General features: G+C 59.5%; 18 protein-coding genes and 1 pseudogene. 5 read left to right on the top strand and 14 right to left on the bottom strand.

Features of this window, described 5'->3' with window-relative positions; translation table 11 throughout:
• Nucleotides 1-70: 70 nt before the first annotated feature.
• On the bottom strand, nucleotides 71-1,339 hold the full coding sequence (locus tag E2K80_RS07495; RefSeq protein ID WP_135374197.1) for a glutamate-5-semialdehyde dehydrogenase: 1,269 nt from the start codon (nucleotides 1,337-1,339) through the stop codon (nucleotides 71-73).
• Nucleotides 1,340-1,697: 358 nt separating this feature from the next.
• On the opposite strand from E2K80_RS07495, the gene E2K80_RS07500 reads away from it, so the two are divergent.
• A protein-coding gene (locus E2K80_RS07500; protein WP_168193163.1) for an IS5 family transposase occupies nucleotides 1,698-2,467 on the top strand; the annotation gives its coding sequence in 2 pieces (ribosomal slippage) (nucleotides 1,698-2,019 and nucleotides 2,019-2,467; 771 coding nt in all).
• A gap of 5 nt (nucleotides 2,468-2,472) precedes the next feature.
• Here E2K80_RS07500 and E2K80_RS07505 read toward each other — a convergent pair.
• From E2K80_RS07505 to E2K80_RS07530, 6 genes and pseudogenes are all read right to left on the bottom strand, one after another.
• Entirely contained in the window at nucleotides 2,473-3,417 is a 945-nt protein-coding gene (locus tag E2K80_RS07505) for a hypothetical protein (protein ID WP_135374199.1), read from the bottom strand.
• A 275-nt stretch (nucleotides 3,418-3,692) separates the two neighbouring features.
• Nucleotides 3,693-4,810: pseudogene (proB, locus tag E2K80_RS07510) on the bottom strand (glutamate 5-kinase).
• On the bottom strand, nucleotides 4,798-5,832 hold the full coding sequence (obgE, locus tag E2K80_RS07515) for a GTPase ObgE (RefSeq protein ID WP_135374204.1): 1,035 nt from the start codon (nucleotides 5,830-5,832) through the stop codon (nucleotides 4,798-4,800). The pseudogene proB and the gene obgE overlap by 13 nt, the downstream one beginning before the upstream one ends.
• Nucleotides 5,833-6,220: 388 nt before the next feature.
• Nucleotides 6,221-7,099, bottom strand: a complete 879-nt coding sequence (gene tsf, locus E2K80_RS07520; protein WP_135374207.1) for a translation elongation factor Ts — start codon at nucleotides 7,097-7,099, stop codon at nucleotides 6,221-6,223.
• A gap of 80 nt (nucleotides 7,100-7,179) precedes the next feature.
• Nucleotides 7,180-8,124 carry a 30S ribosomal protein S2 gene (rpsB, locus tag E2K80_RS07525; protein ID WP_135374209.1) on the bottom strand — a complete coding sequence of 315 codons (945 nt, stop codon included), beginning with the start codon at nucleotides 8,122-8,124 and terminating at the stop codon, nucleotides 7,180-7,182.
• Between the two features lie 246 nt (nucleotides 8,125-8,370).
• Nucleotides 8,371-9,930, bottom strand: coding sequence for a helicase HerA-like domain-containing protein (locus E2K80_RS07530; RefSeq protein ID WP_135374211.1), 1,560 nt, complete (start codon nucleotides 9,928-9,930; stop codon nucleotides 8,371-8,373).
• A 563-nt stretch (nucleotides 9,931-10,493) separates the two neighbouring features.
• Between E2K80_RS07530 and E2K80_RS07535 the strand changes: the two genes are divergently transcribed.
• Complete coding sequence (locus E2K80_RS07535; RefSeq protein ID WP_135374213.1) at nucleotides 10,494-11,150, top strand: invasion associated locus B family protein; 657 nt, start codon at nucleotides 10,494-10,496, stop codon at nucleotides 11,148-11,150.
• Nucleotides 11,151-11,468: 318 nt separating this feature from the next.
• Here the strand turns inward: E2K80_RS07535 and E2K80_RS07540 are convergent, their stop codons facing one another.
• The 4 genes from E2K80_RS07540 to E2K80_RS07555 are packed head-to-tail and all read right to left on the bottom strand — an operon-like array spanning nucleotide 11,469 to nucleotide 15,711.
• Entirely contained in the window at nucleotides 11,469-12,680 is a 1,212-nt protein-coding gene (locus tag E2K80_RS07540; RefSeq protein ID WP_135374215.1) for a beta-ketoacyl-[acyl-carrier-protein] synthase family protein, read from the bottom strand.
• Complete coding sequence (locus E2K80_RS07545) at nucleotides 12,677-12,940, bottom strand: acyl carrier protein (protein WP_135374217.1); 264 nt, start codon at nucleotides 12,938-12,940, stop codon at nucleotides 12,677-12,679. The genes E2K80_RS07540 and E2K80_RS07545 overlap by 4 nt, the downstream gene beginning before the upstream one ends.
• Nucleotides 12,941-12,975: 35 nt before the next feature.
• Nucleotides 12,976-14,070, bottom strand: coding sequence for a UDP-3-O-(3-hydroxymyristoyl)glucosamine N-acyltransferase (lpxD, locus tag E2K80_RS07550; RefSeq protein WP_135374219.1), 1,095 nt, complete (start codon nucleotides 14,068-14,070; stop codon nucleotides 12,976-12,978).
• Between the two features lie 36 nt (nucleotides 14,071-14,106).
• Nucleotides 14,107-15,711, bottom strand: a complete 1,605-nt coding sequence (locus tag E2K80_RS07555; RefSeq protein ID WP_135374221.1) for a L,D-transpeptidase family protein — start codon at nucleotides 15,709-15,711, stop codon at nucleotides 14,107-14,109.
• Between the two features lie 373 nt (nucleotides 15,712-16,084).
• Here E2K80_RS07555 and E2K80_RS07560 point away from each other — a divergent pair, with 373 nt between their 5' ends.
• The 3 genes from E2K80_RS07560 to msrA all read left to right on the top strand — a co-directional run bounded on the left by E2K80_RS07560 (nucleotide 16,085) and on the right by msrA (nucleotide 17,962).
• The gene (locus E2K80_RS07560; protein WP_135374223.1) at nucleotides 16,085-16,645 is read left to right on the top strand and encodes a YcbK family protein; all 561 of its coding nucleotides are present in this window, start codon (nucleotides 16,085-16,087) and stop codon (nucleotides 16,643-16,645) included.
• 364 nt (nucleotides 16,646-17,009) lie between these two features.
• Nucleotides 17,010-17,459 carry a peptide-methionine (R)-S-oxide reductase MsrB gene (gene msrB, locus E2K80_RS07565; RefSeq protein WP_135374225.1) on the top strand — a complete coding sequence of 150 codons (450 nt, stop codon included), beginning with the start codon at nucleotides 17,010-17,012 and terminating at the stop codon, nucleotides 17,457-17,459.
• Nucleotides 17,456-17,962, top strand: a complete 507-nt coding sequence (gene msrA / locus E2K80_RS07570) for a peptide-methionine (S)-S-oxide reductase MsrA (protein ID WP_135374227.1) — start codon at nucleotides 17,456-17,458, stop codon at nucleotides 17,960-17,962. Before msrB ends, msrA begins: the two co-directional genes overlap by 4 nt.
• Before the next feature lie 52 nt (nucleotides 17,963-18,014).
• Here msrA and E2K80_RS07575 read toward each other — a convergent pair whose 3' ends face one another.
• The 3 genes from E2K80_RS07575 to tenA form a co-directional block, all read right to left on the bottom strand.
• Nucleotides 18,015-18,494: a DUF2269 family protein gene (locus tag E2K80_RS07575; RefSeq protein ID WP_135374229.1), complete on the bottom strand. Its 480-nt coding sequence runs from the start codon at nucleotides 18,492-18,494 to the stop codon at nucleotides 18,015-18,017.
• Complete coding sequence (locus E2K80_RS07580) at nucleotides 18,491-19,819, bottom strand: SDR family oxidoreductase (RefSeq protein ID WP_135374231.1); 1,329 nt, start codon at nucleotides 19,817-19,819, stop codon at nucleotides 18,491-18,493. The genes E2K80_RS07575 and E2K80_RS07580 overlap by 4 nt, the downstream gene beginning before the upstream one ends.
• Before the next feature lie 126 nt (nucleotides 19,820-19,945).
• The gene (gene tenA / locus E2K80_RS07585) at nucleotides 19,946-20,575 is read right to left on the bottom strand and encodes a thiaminase II (RefSeq protein WP_135374233.1); all 630 of its coding nucleotides are present in this window, start codon (nucleotides 20,573-20,575) and stop codon (nucleotides 19,946-19,948) included.
• Nucleotides 20,576-20,580: the final 5 nt, after the last annotated feature.

Here is a 20,580-nt window from a genome sequence, read left to right on the forward strand (position 1 = left end):
CGTATCTACCCGGCTTTGGTAACGGAGAAATCCTGCGCGACAAGTTCTTTCGCAAGCCTCCGCGCCCGGGTCAGGGCCTCACGGTGCCATCGCCGGTGACCAGATATTTGAACGAGGTGAGCTGTTCCGCCCCCACCGGGCCCCGCGCATGCATCTTGCCCGTGGCAATCCCGATCTCGGCGCCCATGCCGAACTCCCCCCCATCGGCAAACTGGGTGGAGGCATTCTGCATCAGGATCGCGCTGTCGAGCCGGGTGAAGAACCGCAGGGCCGCTGCGTCATCCTCGGTCACGATCGCATCGGTATGGTTGGATCCGAAATCGCGGATATGGGTGATGGCCTCGTCGATATGATCAACCACTTTCGCGGCGATGATCATATCCAGAAATTCCTGCCCCCAATCCTCGGGCCGGGCCGGAACCGTGCCGTCGATTTTGGCCAGGGTCTCATCGGCGCGGACCTCAACGCCCGCCTCCATCAGCGCCTTGATCACCCCCTGCCCGATCGTGTCCGCCACATCGCGGTGGATCAGCAGACATTCGGCAGCGCCACAGATGCCGGTGCGCCGGGTCTTGGCGTTGAGCGCGATTTTCAGCGCCTTTTCCGGGTCGGCGGCGGCGTCGATATAGATATGGCAGATGCCTTCCAGATGGGCGAAAACCGGCACTCGCGCCGCGCGCTGGACAAGACCCACAAGCCCCTTGCCGCCGCGCGGCACGATCACATCCACCGTATCGGTCATGGTCAGCAATTCCTGCACCGCCGCCCGGTCCCGGGTCGGCACACGCTGCACCGCATCGCCGGGCAGCCCGGCGGTGCGCAGCCCGTCTTGCAGGCAGTCGACCAGCAGGCCCGAGGAATGAAAGCTTTCCGACCCGCCGCGCAGGATCACCGCATTGCCGGATTTCAGGCAGAGCGCACCCGCATCCGCCGTCACATTCGGGCGGGACTCATAAATCACCCCGATCACCCCCAAAGGTGTGCGCACCCGTTTGATATGAAGCCCGCTTTCCATCCCCCATTCGGTGATGGTTTCCCCCACCGGGTCACGCTGTGCCGCGACCGCGCGCAGCCCGTCGACAATAGCCTTGATCCGCGCCTCATCCAGCATCAGACGGTCCAGCATCGCCGGGCTGAGACCCTTGTCGCGGCCAAAATCCATATCCTGCCCATTGGCCGCGATGATCTCCTCCCGGCGCGCCCAGACAGCCTCGGCCGCCGCGATCAGCGCGGCCTCTTTCGCATCCGGAGCCGCGAAGGCCAGATCGGCGGCGGCGGCTTTGGCGCGCTGGCCCATATCGGCCATCAGGGCGGGAATGTTGTCACTCAGGTCTTTCATGACGATCCTCATCGCGGGTTTGAGAGGCAGGATATGCGTATTTGGAACAAGAAGAAAGCGGGAGGGAGTTCGGGGCCCATGGCCTTTCGGATTTTGCCTGATGTTGGAGATAAGATGGTTGTGAGCTTTACGTCATCAACTGAGCCAACAGGGGGAAAACAGACCTTGGCGAGACGCGCGGCGAAGGTGTCGAAAGAGCCCAATTTGACCAATGCTGCATCACGCGCGAATGTCAGCTAGCGTGGTCTGGTACTCCAACTAAATCTTGCGTAACGACTAGGCAGCGTACTTACAAAGAGCTTCACGTTTCCAGCCTGTTATGATTCATTTCCCGCAAGACAATATGCGGAGCAGTGGAATGGCGCGGTCAGATTTGAGCGATTTGGAGTGGGAGTTCATCAAAGCAGTGCTCCCAAATAACAGCCGAGGGGTTAAGCGTGTCGATGATCGGCGTGTGATCAATGGCATCTTCTATGTCTTGCGCACAGGCATCCCGTGGCGCGATTTGCCCGATCAATACGGCCCCTACACAACGATCTACAACCGTTTCAACCGATGGACTTATGCGGGCATTTGGGATCGGGTAATGGAGGCGGTCGCCGATGCGCACAATATCGACACCGTGATGGTGGATGGCACATCGGTTCGGGTTCACCATTCTGCAGCGACGCTCAAAAAAACGACCCGCGTCGTTGCATGGGCCGGTCGCGGGGTGGGTTAACCACGAAAATACATGCACTTACCAATCAGGACGGGTTGCCGATCCGCTATGAACTGACGCCGGGCCAAGCCCACGATGCACCCCCATGCGAACAGCTTTTGGACGGGCTGCAACCTGGCCAATACGTTCTGGCTGACAAGGCATATGACGCGGATTCGATCCGCAAGATGATCTGGGAACAGGGCGCCATCGACGTCATCCCGTCCAAATCCAACCGCAAACTGCCCGCCGAGTTCGACGTCGATATCTATCGCGAGCGCAACAAGATCGAGCGGTTCTTTGGCCGCCTCAAAGCTTCCTTCCGCCGCATCGCAACCCGATACGAAAAGACATCTGCCAACTTCTTGGCGATGATCAAACTCGCATCCGTCAGGCTATGGTGCCAGTTTTATGAGTCCGCTGCCTAGTGACCTTAGCTGCACGAAGGGACTTCGGCTCGCCTAAAGTTGCTGAGCTCATTGTTTTCAATGTCTATGAACGCCCAGTCGCTTGTGACTCCATACCAAAGCCGACCGTCTTCTTCGCGCGGGCCATCCACAAATGTTCCTCGTTCAAAATTGTGCGAGGGGTATAATCCCACGTCAGGATCATCACTCTCTGCAATGAACGAAGTGATTACGATTGACCGCGCACGAGAAGGCTTCAATGAATGACCAAAGGTCAACATCGCGCACCGGATAGCACCAGCTTCGCTCATATCTTCTCCGGCTAAAGCTGCATTTCTGTAGGCGGTAGAGGATAGCCATGCCCATAGTCCAAACGCCGCAACGATAGCGACAACTGCAAAGCTACCAATCAGCAGATACTTCTGTACGGCGCTTTGGCGAGCCTGACTTTGAGCCTCTTTCTGTTCAATTTCCGCCTTCGACGGTTTGTAGAATGAAGAGCTTACCGCGTCTGGTATACGAACAATGCGGCGATCTACGGTTCCGGTTTCGAATATTTGCCGAACCGCCTCAAAAAGCTGGGCGCGTTTGCTATCATCAACAACCTGCGCAAAAAACGAAGGTGTTTGGGTCGAGCGGATAGCAAACTCTAGTCCGTTGTTTCGCTTCGCTTTGGAACGCTCCATCGCATTCTTGATTCCAACACCGGCTGCTTCACCAGCCTGACGTGCGCCGCCAAGAACACCGGCTTGCGTACCGGATGTGAAGAACTCTGTAGGCACGCCGACCTTTGAGATAACCTCGCGCATGTCGTTGAGGTCAAAAACGATATTTTCCCAGTTGTCACGCTGCCCTAACCCACGCGGTGGGTTTGTAAGCGCAACAAAAACCCCTTTCTTAAGGTCAATCGCGAACCCAGTTCGGCCTTCAAACCATACAACGTCGCACTTCTTTAGATAGCCTAGATCCATACGCCTTGAATCTCATTCTCAATCAACATCATCATCAATCAGTATGCCTATGTAGGCTTTGGATAGTACATAAGAAAATACGGACTTTCGACAAGTTGGCTCGAACGGCGTCCTCGTCCCCCATTCTGTAGGTCGGCGGAGACACCTCGAACGCCCGCTCCGGGGCAGAAATGCGTGATGTTTGGACCAGCCATGTCTGACACCCCGGTGCCGTTTGCTCCGGAAAATCGCCGGCATTTTGTCACACATGCACGGCGTTCCGCACCGGGCACGCCTTAGAGGACCATATCATCCCGGTGGAGCAGTGCGGCCCGGCCCGGGTAGCCGAGGATCGCCTCGATCTCGCCGGACTGGTGCCCGGCAATCGCGCGGGCCTCTTCTGCGGTATACCGGCTCAGGCCGAGGCCAAGCCGGGTGCCGTCGGGCGTTTCCATCGCCACCGGATCGCCGCGTTTGAAGCTGCCGGTGACATGTGTGACCCCGGCGGGCAGCAGGGATTTGCCCCGGCCAAGGGCGGCGGCGGCGCCTGCATCCAGAACCAGCGTGCCTTTGGGTTTCATCGCGCCGATCCAGCGTTTGCGGGCGGTCTGAGGGTCCAGTGTGGCGGTGAACCAGGTGGCATTTGCACCCTGCTCCAATGCGGTCAGCGGGTGGGGTGCCGAGCCTTCGGTGATCGCCATGGCGCAGCCCGCCGCTGTGGCGGTTTTGGCGGCCATCAATTTGGTTTTCATCCCGCCTTTCGACAGGCCCGACCCGGCATCGCCTGCCATCGCCTCGATCTCGGGCGTGATGGCGTCGATTGTATCAAACCGGCGCGCTTTCGGGTCTTCCATGGGATTGGCGGAATAGAACCCGTCCACATCGCTGAGCAGCACCAGATGATCGGCACCCGCCATCACCGCCACATTGGCGGCCAGACGGTCATTATCGCCATAGCGGATTTCATCGGTGGCGATCGTGTCATTCTCGTTCACGATGGGCACCACACCCAGCCCCAGAAGCGTGGCCACGGTGGCCCGCATGTTCAGATAGCGCCGCCGGTCGCCGCTGTCATCCAGGGTCAGCAGGATCTGTGCGGTGGGGATATCATGGGGGCCAGACCTTCCTCATAGGCGCGGGCGAGGCGGATTTGCCCGACCGCGGCGGCGGCCTGTGCCTGTTCCAGCGACAAGGGCCCCTGCCCCAGGCCCAGCACACCGCGCCCAAGCGCGATGGAGCCGGAAGAGACGAGGATCACATCCAGACCCCGTGCATGCAGGCCTGCCACATCCTCGGCAAGGGCGCGCAGCCAATCGGCTTTCAGGCTGCCGCTGTCCCGGTCGACCAGAAGCGCAGAGCCGATCTTGACAACCAGCCGTTTCGCTCCGCTAAGCGAGGGGGTCAGGGCCGCCATGGACCCGGCTCCTCGGTCTTGGCGCGCAGGCGCAGGTTGGTGCCGTCAATCCGGGCGCGCAGCGCGCGCAGAACCTCCACCAGCCCATGGCGGGCCACGCCCGACATCTCCATCACCGGGCCGGCCAGCGCCTCCAGCGCGGCGCGTTTTTCGGCGCGGTCCTCATCGCTCAACGCGTCGATTTTGTTCAGCACCGTGATCCGCGGCTTGTCATTCAGGGCACCGCCATATTCCTCAAGCTCGGTCAGGATGGTCTGCCAGTCAGCGGCCACATCCGCCGAGGTGCCATCGACAAGATGCAAGAGGACCGAGCAGCGTTCCACATGGCCCAGAAACTGATCCCCGAGCCCCCTGCCCTCATGGGCGCCTTCGATCAGACCGGGGATATCGGCCACCACGAATTCCGCATTGTCCACACCGACCACACCCAGATTGGGGTGCAATGTGGTGAAAGGATAATCGGCAATCTTGGGGCGGGCATTGGATGTTGCCGCCAGAAACGTGGATTTGCCCGCATTGGGCAGCCCCAGCAGACCCACATCCGCGATCAGCTTGAGGCGCAGCCAGATGGTGCGTTCCACCCCTTCCAGCCCCGGATTGGCGCGGCGCGGTGCCTGATTGGTGGCGGATTTGAAATGCAGATTGCCAAAGCCGCCATTGCCGCCCTTCGCCAGCAGAACACGCTGGCCGACCTTGGTGATATCGGCAATCACCGTTTCTTCGTCATCTTCAAGAACCTCTGTGCCCACGGGCAGGCGCAACACCACATCCGCGCCATCCTTGCCGGTGCGCTGCTTGCCCATGCCGGGCTGGCCCGATTTGGCAAAGAAATGCTGCTGATAGCGGAAGTCGATCAGCGTGTTCAGCCCGTCAACCGCCTCGGCCCAGACATCGCCGCCGCGGCCGCCATCGCCCCCGTCAGGCCCGCCATATTCAATGTATTTCTCGCGCCGGAAGGACACGGCCCCGCCGCCGCCGCCGCCCGAGCGGATATAGACTTTGGCAAGGTCGAGAAATTTCATCTTACATGATCCTTTGGCCCGTCGCTGGCGATACAAGGTCTGGCGTGCAGGCTCAAGCCGCCGTGTTTTTTTACCAAAAGGGCATTTTTTACCAAAAGGTATGGAATCCCTTACTTTCGTAACGTTAACGAATGACGCAGGGTAAGGGTGTTCCAAGAGTGATGGCTGTTGCAGCCAGGAACACCGGAAACGGAGGTTCTTTTAAACCTTACGTCCGACCGGGAAACCGGATTGAACGTGTCGCCGGGTGTATTTCAACCCGGTGGCACGAACCAACTCTGGCGTTGCGTGTCATCCCCAATGGCGCGACGCCGGAATAAAGAACGGCGCTGCCATGTCCCTGGGCAGCGTCGTTTTCTTTTTATATCAATCCATTCGCGGGCGTTGTTTACCCGCCTGCGGCGGTCTTGGCGACCTCGGCGGCAAAATCTTCCTCGACCTTTTCGATGCCTTCGCCAACCTCAAGCCGGACAAAACCGGTGATCTCGACCCCGGCCTCTTTTGCGGCGGTGCCTACAGTCAGATCCGGGTTCACCACGAAATCCTGGCTGAGCAGGGTCACCTCGGAGAGGAATTTCTTCATCCGGCCCAGGATCATCTTTTCGATGACCTGCTCGGGCTTGTCGCTTTCGCGGGCGATATCCATCTGGACCTGCTTTTCCTTCTCGACAATCGCCGGATCCAGATCGGCCTCGGACAGGGCGGCCGGGTTTGCAGCGGCCACATGCATGGCGACCTGACGGGCAAACCCCGCATCGGCACCGGTGACGGCGACCAGAACACCGATCTTGCCCATGCCATCGGCGGCGGCATTATGGACATAGGACACAACGGTATCGCCCGTCAGTTTAGCCATCCGCCGCAGGGCCATATTCTCACCGATCGTGGCGATTTTCGCGGTCACCGTTTCTTCCACGGTCTTGCCGCCCATATCGACGGCTTTCAGCGCATCCAGATCCGCCGCGCCGGTCGCGGCAGCGGCGATACCGGCCACCATCTCCTGAAACTCGGCATTCTTGGCGACAAAATCAGTCTCGGAATTCACCTCGACCGCGACGCCGGTGCCGCCATCAACCGCGACGGCCACCAGGCCCTCGGCGGCGGTGCGGCCGGATTTCTTGGCAGCCTTGGCCAGGCCCTTGGTGCGCAGCCAGTCAACCGCTGCCTCCATGTCGCCATCGGTTTCGGTCAGCGCTTTTTTGGCATCCATCATGCCCGCGCCCGTGCTGTCGCGCAGCTCTTTCACCATTGCAGCTGTAATCGCCATGGTTGTGATCTCCTGATCTATCGTGTTCGGAACCATCGGGCCCGGAGATAACCGGCCCCGATGTCAATCGCGTGAAAGGCTCAGGCCTTCGCGTCTTCCTCGGCAGCAGCGGGGGCGTCTTCGGCAGGGGTCTCAACTGCGGTGGCCTCAACTGCGGGCGCTTCGGCTTCTGGTGCCGCCTCTTCCGCCACAGTTTCCTCAACCACAACCTCTTCAACCACGGCCTCTTCACCTGCAGCTTCTTCTGCCGGTGCTTCCACGGCCGCGGGTTTTTCGGTCAGCGCCTCTTCGACACTGCCTTCTTCCAGCGCACCCAGGTCAACGCCTGCGCCTTCCATCTGGACGGTCATCCCATCCAGCGCCGCGCGGCTGATCAGATCGCAGTAAAGCGCAATTGCGCGGGCCGCGTCATCATTGCCCGGGATCACATAATCAACCCCGTCGGGGGAGCAGTTGGTGTCAACCACGGCCACAACCGGAATGCCCAGCTTATTGGCCTCAAGGATCGCCAGGTCTTCCTTGTTCACGTCGATGACAAAGATCAGATCCGGCAGGCCGCCCATTTCGCGGATCCCGCCAAGTAAAGCCTGCAATTTGGTCTGGTCCCGCTCCATCCCGAGGCGTTCTTTCTTGGTCAGACCTTCGGTGCCGCCTTCCATCGCCTCGTCGATCTTCTTGAGCCGGTTGATCGAGTTCGACACGGTTTTCCAGTTGGTCAGGGTGCCCCCCAGCCAGCGGTGGTTCATGTAGAACTGGGCGCAGCGTTCGGCCGCATCCGCAACCGGTTTCTGGGCCTGGCGTTTGGTGCCGACAAACAGGATACGCCCGCCCTTGGCCACGGTTTCGCGCACCGCGTTCAGGGCCGCGTCCAGCATCGGGACGGTCTGGGTCAGGTCGAGAATATGAATGCCGTTGCGGTCGCCGTAGATGTATTCGCCCATCCGCGGGTTCCAGCGTTGTGTCTGGTGACCAAAGTGAACGCCAGCTTCCAGAAGCTGACGCATGGAGAAATCAGGGAGCGCCATGTCCAAATGTTCCTTTTCCGGTTTGCGCCTCGGCGAAGGATCAGGACAGATGTCCAACCGGTGGACCGTTCAGGGATGTCTCCCCCGAGGGCCCGCCTTCGCCTGTGAAGTGCGCGCGATTTAGGGGGTTTTGATCGGGGATGCAAGCCCCCGGATCGGAACCTATGGTGCGCGGGGTCGGGGTCGATGCCTCCGGCGGAAGTATTTTCGAGACAGAGAAGGGAGATGCCGGGGCAAAGCCAGGGCTCAGCGGCCGCGGAACAGCCCGCCCAGAACCCCCCTGACCAGGGCCTGGCCACTGCGCGTGCCAAGCTGTCGGGCGAAGCTTTTGGCGAAGGCGGTGCCGATACTGTCGGATCGGCCGGACCGGCTCCGGGGCGCGCGTTGCGCGGAGGAGCGGCTGACCCGGCTGCCGGAATAGCGCCGCGCGGCGTGAAATTCCCGTTCCGCCGCGGTTTCTGTTTCGGCTTCTGTTGCCTCTGCCTGTTCTGCATCCTTCGCGGCCTGTTCGGCGCGTCTGGCCAGCATCTCAAAGGCGCTGTCCCGGTCCATGGCGGCCTCATATTTTCCGGCGACGGGCGATTGGCCGATCAAGTCGGCGCGGCTGGCCGCGTCAATCGGGCCAAGCCGGGAGGATGGCGGGCGGATCAGGGTGCGCTGCACGATACCGGGGATGCCCTTGCGTTCCAGCATCGAGGTCACGGCCTCCCCCACGCCGACCTCGCGGATCGCGTCTTCGGTATCGAAATCCGGGTTGTCGCGATAATTCTGCGCGGCCTGGCGCAATTCCTGCCGGTCCTTGCCGGTAAAGGCGCGCAGCGCATGCTGCACCCGGTTGCCAAGCTGACCCAGAATATCCTCGGGCACATCGGCGGGGTTCTGGGTGATGAAATAGATCCCCACCCCTTTGGACCGGATCAGGCGCGCCACCTGTTCCACCTTGTCGACCAGCGCTTTCGGCGCATCCTCGAACAGCAGATGCGCCTCGTCGAAGAAGAACACCAGCTTCGGTTTATCCGGGTCCCCGACCTCGGGCAGGGTTTCGAACAGTTCCGACAGAAGCCAGAGCAGGAAGGTTGCGTAAAGCCGGGGCGCGCCCATCAGCTGATCGGCGGCAAGGATATTGATCCGGCCGAACCCCTGATCATCGCTTTGCATCATATCGCCAAGCTCCAGCGCCGGTTCGCCGAACAGGTTGGCACCCCCCTGCCCCTCCAGCGTCAGCAATCGCCGCTGGATTGCACCGATCGAAGCGGTCGAGACATTGCCATAACGCAGGGAGAGCGTCTTGCGCTGCTCCCCCACCCAGACCAGCAATGCCTGCAAATCCTTCAGATCCAGCAGCGGCAGGGATTGTTCATCGGCCACCCGGAAGGCGATGTTGAGTACGCCTTCCTGTGCCTCGGTCAGTTCCAGCAGCCGCGACAGCAGAAGCGGCCCCATTTCCGAGATCGTGGTGCGCAGGGGATGGCCCTTCTGCCCGTAGAGATCCCAGAAGGTCACCGGGAAGGCCCGATAGGCGTACTCGGCAAAGCCGATCGTTTCGGCCCGCGATATGAAGGCATCATGTAATTTGAAGCTGTCGCTGCCGCTGGCCGCCAGACCCGACAGATCGCCCTTCACATCGGAGAGGATCACCGGCACTCCCCGGGCCGAGAAGCTTTCGGCCAGGATTTGCAGCGTCACGGTCTTGCCGGTGCCGGTGGCGCCCGCAATCAGCCCATGGCGGTTTGCGTATTTCAGCAGCAGGTGCTGTGCCTCGGTATAGCCCGCGCCGCCGCCGCCAATAAAGATGCCTTCAGTCATGCGATGTGATCACCCCAAGATTTTCCTGTCTTCACCATACATTCTTAACCACTGGGTGCCAGTATCATTGCCTGTGTCACCTTTTCCCTTGGGTGGCATGACTTTCCTCCCTGTCAACTGGCCGCGTCCCGTGTTTGGACGCGGCTTTTTTTCATGGCTTTTGCCGCGATGACGGGTCTGTCTGCGGTTTTGGAAAATCACAGATCGCCTGTTGACCTGTCGGGTTTGCTGGCTTAGCGTTTCTTCCATAACGTCGGCCAGTCCGACAGGGAGAGAAAAAATATTGGAAGGGGCTCGTATCGCGGGCCCTTTTCTATTTTGGGCAGGCCACCCCTGATCCGCCGATTCCCGTCATTCCGGCCGTTCCCTGCCGGGAGTGAATTTTGCCCCTGACAGCACCGGTTTCCCATGTTACAGCGTCTCGACTTCGCATTGAGGCAGGTGCAATGGCTTTCGCTTTCAAGCCAAAGGCGAAAGACAGCGAGAGGCGTTTCAACAGAAAATCGAAACGCTTTGGCCAACATCTTGTAAAACGCGAACTGACTGCAAAAGGACTTGTTGCAATGAAATCCGCATCGCCCGTTATTCCCGCTCTTCTGGCCCTTATGCTGGCCTGTCCCGCCCTGGCCCAGGAGACAACACCGGAAGAGGCCCCCGCCGCAGAGGAACCCGCCGCAGACGCGCCCGCCGGTGAAAACACCGACGGAGATGTGGCGATCCTTTCGCTTGGTGAACCGGTTGAGAATACCGGCCCCGGCTCCACCTATATTGCAGAGACCCATGGGGATTGGGAAATTCGCTGCATCCGTGTGGAAGAGGGCCAGCAGGAACCCTGCCAGATGTATCAGCTGTTGTCGGATGAAGGCGACAATCCGGTGGCCGAGTTCAATCTGTTCGATGTCCCCGATCAGGAACAACTGATTGCCGGGGCCACAATTGTCACCCCGCTGGATACATTGCTGACCCCGCAGATGCGGATGTCGATTGATGGCGGACAGGCCCGGCAATATCCGTTCAGCTTCTGCCAGGCGATTGGCTGTTTCGTGCGCATCGGCCTGACCGAAAATGACGTTTCCGCATTGCGTTCCGGAGGCAGTGCGACGATCAGCATCGTGCCCCTGCCCGCGCCGGATCAACTGGTCGATCTGACCCTGTCGCTGACCGGATTTACTGCGGCATTTACCGCCCTTGAAGCCCGCGCCGCCGAGCCGGCGGAATAACCGGAAGCGGCCGTTCCGGCCCCGGTCCGGATATATGTCGAAAGACCCGCCATATGCGGGCCTTTCGACAGCGAAATCGTTTTATCCCGCATCATATATCATCGAAATTCGCATTCGAGATCAGTATCTTGCTGATCGATAAAGCACCCTGCCTTAAACTTGAATCACAAATACCCTGCCACGCTTCGCGTTCCCGGGACATTTGTGATACGCGATGTCTCAGGTTTAAGGCAGCATGCTATAGGCAGAGAATTTGGATTCAGATTAAACGATTTCTGCTCTATTGAGTGGAACATTGCAACGAGATCTGATGCCCGTTCAGGGCGCGGCCTGCAATGCCAGAACCGCGTTCAGCCCGCCAAACGCAAACGCATTTGACAGAACCGCCCCAACCTCCGCCTCGCGCGCCTCATTGGGCACCACATCCAGGGCGCATTCCGGGTCCGCTTCCTCATGGCCGATGGTGGGCGCGATCACCCCGTCTTTCAGCGCCATGATACAGGCCAGCAGCTCCACCGCGCCAGTGCCGCCGATCAGATGGCCATGCATGGATTTTGTGGAGGAGATCATCAGATCATCCGCATGATGCCCGAACGCATCCGCCACCGCCGCACATTCGGTTTTGTCATTAGCGGTGGTGCCGGTTCCATGGGCGTTGATATAACACACATCCACCGGGTTCAGCCCTGCATCCCGCATCGCGCCCGAGATGGCCCGCGCCGCCCCCTGTTTCGAGGGCATCACGATATCCGCCGCATCCGAGGTCATGGCGAAGCCCACAACCTCCGCCAGAATCTCGGCCCCGCGTGTTCTGGCCTGCTCATATTCCTCGAACACGAAAACCGCCGCCCCTTCGCCCTGCACCATCCCGTTGCGGGTGGCCGAAAACGGGCGGCAGGCATCTTTCGACATCACCCGCAGGCCTTCCCAGGCCTTCACGCCGCCAAAGGTCAGCATCGCCTCGGACCCGCCGGTGACCATCGCATCGCACAGGCCGGTGCGGATCATCTGAAACGCCTGCCCCATCGCATGGTTCGACGAGGCGCAGGCGGTGGCCACGGAAAAGGACGGGCCTTTCAGGTTGTATTCCATGCTCACATGGCTGGCGGCCGCATTGTTCATCAGCTTGGGCACGACGAAAGGATGAACCCGGTTCTTGCCCTTTTCATACACGCTGCGGTAATTTTCATCCCAGGTGTTCACACCGCCACCCGCCGTGCCCAGCACCACGCCGGAGCGGTTCGCCAGATCACCGGTAAACACGATACCCGATTGCGCCAGCGCCTGTTTGGCCGCGATCAGGGTGAATTGGGTGAACCGGTCATAAAGCACAATCTGCTGACGGTTGAACAATGCCTCGGGGTCATAATCCTTGACCTGCCCGCCGATCTGCACCGACAGCCGGTCCACATCGCGCAGATCAAGCGGGCCGATACCGCAACGGCCTTCGCGCATCGCCTCCAATGTGCTGGGCACATCCTGGCCCAAAGCATTGATCGTACCCTGCCCGGTGATGACGACCCGTCTCATTTCTGGTCGGCCACCAGCCCTTTGACCGCCGTGACAATCGCCGCAACGCTGGAGATGTCAAAGGCGCTTTCTTCCGGCTCATTGGCGTTGAACGGCACCTGGATGTCAAAAGCCTCTTCAATCGCAAAGATCGATTCCACCAGGCCCAGACTGTCAATGCCCAGATCCTCCAGCGTGCTTTGCAATGTCACATCGCCGGGCTCCAGCACAGCCTGTTCCGCGATGATCGCAATCACCTTGTCCTGGACGCTATCGGCCATCATTCTGTCCCCGGGTCGGTTCGTTCACCGCTGACTTAGTCATTCTGGCCGCGCTTGAAAACGGCTTTCTGCATGGCCTCGAAAGACTCCATGATCCGCGGCAGACGGCGCATGGCCTTATATATCTTCACCTGCTGGTCCATTTTCACCGCCGGTGTGCCCATCATCATCCGCCCTGACGGCACATTGGAAAAGATCGTGGTGTTGCCTGCGGTGACCACATCATCGCCGACAATGATATTGTCGGAGATGCCGGTCTGCCCGCCCAGAACCACCCGATCCCCGATCACCGTGGACCCGCCAATCGCGGTCTGGCCGCATAGCAGGCAATCCCGGCCGACCCGCACGTTATGGCCCACATGGACCGCACTATCGAGCTTGGTGCCATCGCCGATGGTGGTATTGGCAATGGTGCCCCGGTCAATCGTGTTATTGGGCCCGATTTCCACATCATCGCCAAGTGTGACCGCGCCAAGGGAGTGAATCCGGGCCCAGCTTTGCTTGGCGGCAGGCATATCCGATGTACCAAGCGTTTCCCGCGCGGTCTCAACCGTGGATTTTTCCGGTGTCACGAAGGAAAACCCGTCGCCACCGATCACAGCGCCCGGATGGATGATCACCCGGTGCCCGATCTGCACCCGCGCCCCGATGCGCGCGCCCGGATGGATCAGGGCATCATCACCGATCCCCACATCGGCGCCGATGCTGACATGTTCGGCAATCCGGGCATTGGCGCCGATCCTGGCGCCCCGGCCGATCACCACAAACGGTCCGACAGATGCGCCCGCGCCGATCTTGGCCTCCGGGTCGATCAGTGCTGTCTGATGAAGGCCGGGCGCGATCTCTGGACCCTGATCGAGCCTGCGGGTCAGCCCGGACAGCGCGTAGCGCGGGCGCGCGACAACAATGGCGGCCTCCAGCCCAAGGGCCTGCCAATCCGTATCCTGGGCAAGCACGGCGGCGCGGGCCTGCCCCTCGGCCAGGCCGGGAAGGAATTTTGCCGACATCGCCACGGCCAGTTGGTCAGGCCCGGCGCTGGCCGGTTCCGCCAGGCCCGTCACCTCAAGATCAACGGCGCCAAAGGCTTCCGCCCCAAGCGCCGCTGCAATCTCATCCAATCTATGGCCCATGGCCCGCCGCCTCGCCCGCTATCTGCGGCGAAAGCTTTAGCTGGTGACGGCGCGAACCGCCACCCCCGCATCCTGCATCGCCTGCCAGAGAAGCGCGTTCCGGCCATAGACATCATCGCGGTAATTCACCCGGCCTTCCGGGGTGATCCAGGCCGTCCAGTAGACCAGATGCACCGGGATCTGGGTTTCCAGATTGATCTGGGTTTCCCGACCGGATTGCCGATGCGTCTGATAAACCGCTTCCGGGTCCTCCTCCTGCGGGGCAAGCAGGTGATAGGCCAGTTCCTGCGGCCGATGCACCCGCACGCAGCCATGGGAATACGCCCGCACCTGACGGTCAAACAAGTTTCGCGACGGTGTGTCATGCAGATAGATATTATGGCGGTTGGGGAACATGAATTTCACCTCGCCAAGCGCATTGCGGCTGGATGGTGGCTGGCGCAGGTCGAAGGGGAAATTCCGCGCCGTATACTGGCTGAAATCAATGCCCTGCCGGCTGACCACACGGCCCCCGCGCACCAGTTGCAGATGCCCTGCGGCCCCGGGATTGTTCCGCATCTGCGGCAGATATTCATTGACCGCGATCGAGCGTGGCACATTCCAGCTTGGGTTGATGATCATATGTTCCATGACATCGGAAAATTCGGGTGTATGACGGTTGCGGTCGCGATGGCCGACCACCACGCGGGTTTCAAATGTCGCCTCTTCACCATCAATCACATAGGCATGGAAATCCGCGATATTCACCAGAATATGCCGCTCGCCCCGGTCCCGGTTCATCCAGCGCTGGCGTTCCATGCCAAGGATGATCTGCCCAAGACGGGTTTCGACCCCCACATTGATCTCGGCCAGGGTTTCGGTTCCCGCCTCGCCATCCGGCGTCAGCCCGTGATCTTCCTGAAACCTCTGAACCGCAGTCTGCAGGGCAGTGTCATATGTCGCCGTGGCAGAGCGCCCCAGATATCCCATGGCGATCAGACGGTTGCGCAGCGCAATCACCCCGCCGCCCGTATCTCCGGGCTCCAAAGCGCCGCCGGGAACCGCCGGGCCCCAGCCCCCTGCGCCCAGAACCCTCTCCAACCGCAGTTTTTCGCGCATCAGACGAACGTATTCCGGGTGGCTTGGCGGCAGGCTGCGCATGAATTCATAAGGGCTGTCTGTGGCGGTAAATTCGGTGATCTGTTCCAGCGGATCGCGGCGCGGCAGGTCCTTGACGATATCAGACACCACCTCGTCAGGGTCCAGCATGCCGGATTGCACGTCGCGGGCATATTGCAGGAACATACGTGAGGCGAGCACATCGGCCTGCCCCCGCGCATAGGGGGTATCGGCATCCCGGAAGGCGGCGCGCAGCACATCGGCATCATAACGTGACACCGGCAGCCCGTGATCCTCGACCCGGTCCAGCACAGTCAAAAGCGCATTGCGCCGTGCGGCGGCGTCTGTTGTGGCCCAGACCGGTTCAAAATTCCGGTCGCGGTAAAACTGTGCCAGCGCTTCGTCAGAGGAAGCCGCCTCGGCAATCGCCTGACGCTGTGCGGTAATCGGTTGTGCTGTCACGCTCTGCGGCAGGACCAGGCTGCCCAACAGAACCAACCCCGCGACCAATAGCGGAAATGGGGCTCTGAAAATTCGTGTCATGATCTGAATACCTGTTTTAAATGCTTATCTATTAAGAATATCTTTACCTTGGTGCGGCTCTCATGTGGCTGTCCATTCACAATATCACAAACACTACGGGCGACAGGCAGATTGATCACGATCTGTTCCCGGGTTGCAACGCCCAAAGATCACTCACTTGTGTGTCGCAGCATTGTTATCGAATCCAGGACGGTTGGCGGAATGTTGCCGATGTGCTTCAAGGCATACCGAAAATAGGAAGGTGAGTCTTTCAGAATTGTTTCGTTTGTGTCATATCAATCACGTCTGTGGGGATGGATACGCGAGATAGCCGCCTGAAGGTGGCAAGAAAAGCGATGGCACGAGCATAAGACATGATGGGGCAAAGAATTCCATGAGTGATTCGATGTTTACGCGGCGTGCTGTGATGCGCGTATTCGCAGCCACGACTGTGAGTGCAGCACCGGTGATGGCGAACGCGTTCGGGCTTCTGCGGGGATCGGGGGATATTCGCAAACTGACCATGTATAACGGCCGGACCGGCGAAAACATGGACATGATCTATTGGATCGACGGTGACTATATCGGCCCGGCCCTGGATGAGATCAACTTCTTCATGCGCGACTGGCGGCAGAACGAGGTGCGGGCGATCGACCCCCGCACGATCGACATCATGACCGCCTCGCATAATCTGCTGGAAACCAGCGAACCCTATACGCTTCTGTCCGGCTATCGGTCCCCGGCAACCAATGCGATGCTGCGCGCCCGGTCCCGTGGTGTTGCCCGGAACTCCCGCCATATGGTCGGCGAAGCGGCGGATCTGCGGATCAATTCGCGCAGCGTCAGCCAGGTTTTCCGTGCCGCGGCCGCCTGCAACGCAGGCGGTGTCGGGCGGTATTCCGGCTCGAACTTCGTGCATATGGATTGTGGCCCCGTGCGCACCTGGGGCCGCTGAGCGGCTCCTCATATCAATTTCAAGCCAGTCTGTTCGGGGGTTTTGAGAGCGATCACTCACCCGGTTCAGGATTTTGCCTGTCTCAGCTATGCGGAATTCTGCAGAATTCCGAATGGGAAAACTCCAGTTTTCCCTGCCGTTTTCCTCGAGGAAAACGATTGAAGCGTCCTGCTATTATCATGTCTGTAGCGTTTCGACTTTACCTTGAAGCAGTACAACGGCTTTCGCGTTTGAGCCAAAGGCGAAAGGCAGCGGAAGGCGTTTCAACATAAAGTCGAAACGCTCTAAAGTTCACTCTGACATTGGACATCCCCTGCCCTGCCCCCATATCTTGGGCTGCACAACACATATGCAGGAGGCCCAGATGCAATCTTACGCCAAGACCGATGCCGCCCTTGCCCGGCTGACCCCTGAGGAATACCGGGTGACACAGGAAAACGGGACGGAACGGCCGGGCACGGGCGCCCTTCTGGGCAACAAGGCCCCGGGGATTTATGTGGATATCGTCTCAGGCGAGCCGCTGTTTGCATCGGCTGACAAATATGAGTCCGGTTGCGGCTGGCCAAGCTTCACCAAAGCGATCACCCCGGCCCATGTGACGGAACTGACCGATACCAGCCACGGGATGACCCGGACCGAGGTCCGCTCGACCCATGGAGACAGCCATCTGGGCCATGTCTTCCCCGATGGGCCCGCCGACCGGGGCGGATTGCGCTATTGCATCAACTCCGCCTCTTTGCGGTTCATCCATCGCGACGAGATGGAGGCCGAAGGGTATGGCGAATACCTGACCCAGGTGGAGGATGTGGCATGAGCGCGCGCGCGGTTCTGGCGGGGGGCTGTTTCTGGGGCATGCAGGATCTGATCCGCAAACAGCCGGGCGTTATCTCGACCCGGGTGGGCTATACCGGTGGGGACGTCGCCAATGCCACCTATCGCAATCACGGCACCCATGCGGAAGGGATCGAGATCATTTTTGATCCCGCAAAGATCAGCTATCGCCGGTTGCTGGAGCTGTTTTTCCAGATCCATGACCCGACCACGCTGAACCGTCAGGGCAATGACCGGGGCCTGTCCTACCGGTCGGCCGTCTATTACGTGGATGAGGATCAGCATCAGCAGGCGCAGGAGACTATTGCCGATGTGAATGCCTCGGGTCTGTGGCCCGGCCCGGTGGTGACCGAGCTTGCCCCCGCCGGCCCGTTCTGGGAGGCGGAGCCGGAGCATCAGGATTATCTGGAACGTATTCCCAATGGCTATACCTGCCATTTCATCCGCCCGGACTGGGTGCTGCCCAAACGCGACGCGGCGGAATAACCGAGGCGATAGCAGGGCGTCGGTGCGACATGTGAAGCGCAATGCCCATTGCTCAAAGCGCAATCACAGGCCTTGTAATCATCAGCCACAGCAATGCGACAATGGCCAGGAACGCTGGTATGCCACATGCGACCCAAATGCGAAAAAGCCGCTGATATCGTGACGTGAGTGGTACGCCTGACCGGGCAGATGCGCGTGCCTCATCTCGCATTTTTGCCTGGATCGCGACCACGGGGAGCCAGAAAAACCCAATAAAAACATAAAGCGCAAGGGAGGCAACAATCCAGCCTTCCAAAAGGGACCATCCAAGATTTTGCGCTAAAATGATCCCCGTGATGGGCTGTGCGATCGCGGCCGTTGCTGTGAACAACATATCTGCGATGACGACAATTGCGGCAGTATGGGCGATGCTGGCAGGGTCTTTCGTACGATGGGCCATGACCATAAAAAACGCGATCCCTGCACCAGTCCCAATCAAAACACAGGCGCCAAGAACATGCAGCAAACGGACAACGTCAATCCAATCGATCATCGTGTCTCCAACGCAATGCGTGCAACCAAGGCCAGGGCAATACCGGGCAGGACTTTGACCATAGGACCAAGAGGATCAAGCCAAAGGTTCGGGACAAAGAACGTTGATGCTGTCAGATAGAAAAGACTGACCCCAATGGCGAGCCAACACGCCTGCTTCGCATATTCGCGATGGGCAAACCCTGCGGCTATCGCAATATCGACAACGGCCCAGAAAAGCACGCTGGTGACAGCTAAGGCACGTGGCCAGCCGACATCTTGCAAAACAAGAGCCGCTTCATTCACCCTCAAGAACCCGATGACACCAGACAGGAACCAAAATAGGATAAGCGTGAATATGATAATCGGGGTTAGTAGCGCCATACGCGCAAACAGGCGGTCCTCGACGCGCGCTGGCATGCTGGCCAATGTCTGCGAGAGCGATTTGACAGGAAGGCCCCCAAACTCCGAAAGGTCTGTTGGAACGCCCGTAACACCATCAGTCAGCACTTTGACAGCGGTGCTTCGCAGAGGCGACCGCCACCCCAGTTTCCCCAACCCATCTGCAGCTTTTGCCATCACCTGCACCAAGAAACCCGGGATCATGAATTCACGTCTGGCAGGCGTAAATCCCAGCCAGTGGCGCATAGATGCCACGACATCACGCAAAGAATGTGTCTCGCTTTCAACAAGATCCCCAACAAAGCCGTTGGGGATATCACCTGCGAGGGCGGCGCTTACAGCTTCGGCAACATCATCCAGTGCGATCGTCTGAACCTTGGCCTCAGGCATCGCGATGGGCTGTATGAATGGAAATGCGGCAAGCATGCGCAACATTGTCGTGCCACCGTAGCTATGTCTTGCCACCACAAGTCCTGGTCGAAAAATATGGTGGTTTGCGCCTGTGTTCTGAATAGCAGCATCGCCGCGTGCCTTTGACGCAAGAAATGGCGTCGTCGCGTTTGCATGGGCCCCGGCCGCTGAAATCTGGATGACTTTCACATTGGCCGATACGCAAGCTTGGGCCAAAGCAGCCACTGCATGATGATGGACCACCTCAAGGTCATCTTCTGGTCCGTCTTGCAGAGCCCCTGAACAATTCACCACGGCATCAATGCCTTGTAAGAAAGGCTGCCAAGCACTTGTCTCGGTCAGAGACCGAAGGTCGGCAGACAGCCATCTGACAGCCGGAAGCACACGTTTTCCAGTGCCGATGTCTCGACCATGCCCAATGATCGTATGCCCGTCACGTTCTAAACGCCGCGCGACCCCGCAACCGATGAGACCATATGCGCCAATGATCAGAACAGTCGCGCCAGCTTGGGTTTTGGAAATGTTAACACCCATATAAATTCTCTATTAAAGCGAAATCGTTTTATTCTGCAACATCGCTCATCAAAATTCACGTTCGAGATCAGCAGTTTGCTGACCCGGAGGCAGAGAATTTTGATTCAGATCGCTACCCAACCCGTATCAGGCAATGACCGGCCACTGCTCCTCGCGATAGGCACTGTCCCAGAACATCCACTCATATTGTACGGATCGCTTGAAGGCGGCTAGCATGGCAACGCGCTGAGCCTCTGTCGCCTTATCGGCGGCGGCGTCATTGATGGCGATCACTGCATCAACCGATTCACCGAAAGACGGATCGCTGTAGGTCTCTATCCAGGCTTGATACGGGTTGGCGGGTCCCGTCTCGGCGGCGATACGATTGCCTACGTCCCAATAGATCCAGAAACATGGCAGAACTGCCGCCACGAGTTCCTCATAGCTTGCCTGATGGGCCATGGTCAGCAGAAAATTCGTATAGCCATAGCATGTTGGCGAAGGCTCGCTTCGCGCAGCATCGGATGATGCAATTCCGAATGTCTGAAAGACCCCTTCATGCAGGGCCCGCTCGACGGTCAGCGCACCCTGGGCTGAACGTGCGAATTGTTCCATGGCGTTGGCATCGGGCGCTTTGGCCGAAGCGATCGCCAGCGCACGCGAATATTGTTCCAGGTAAAGGGCGTCCTGGATCATGTAGAACTGGAAGCGTTGTCGGGACAGACGCCCCGCTGCAAGCTCGCGGTTGAACGGAAGATCAAAGATGCGTTCACGCATCCCTG

The sequence above is a fragment of the Rhodophyticola sp. CCM32 genome (assembly GCF_004751985.1).
Taxonomy (GTDB): Bacteria; Pseudomonadota; Alphaproteobacteria; order Rhodobacterales; family Rhodobacteraceae; genus Rhodophyticola.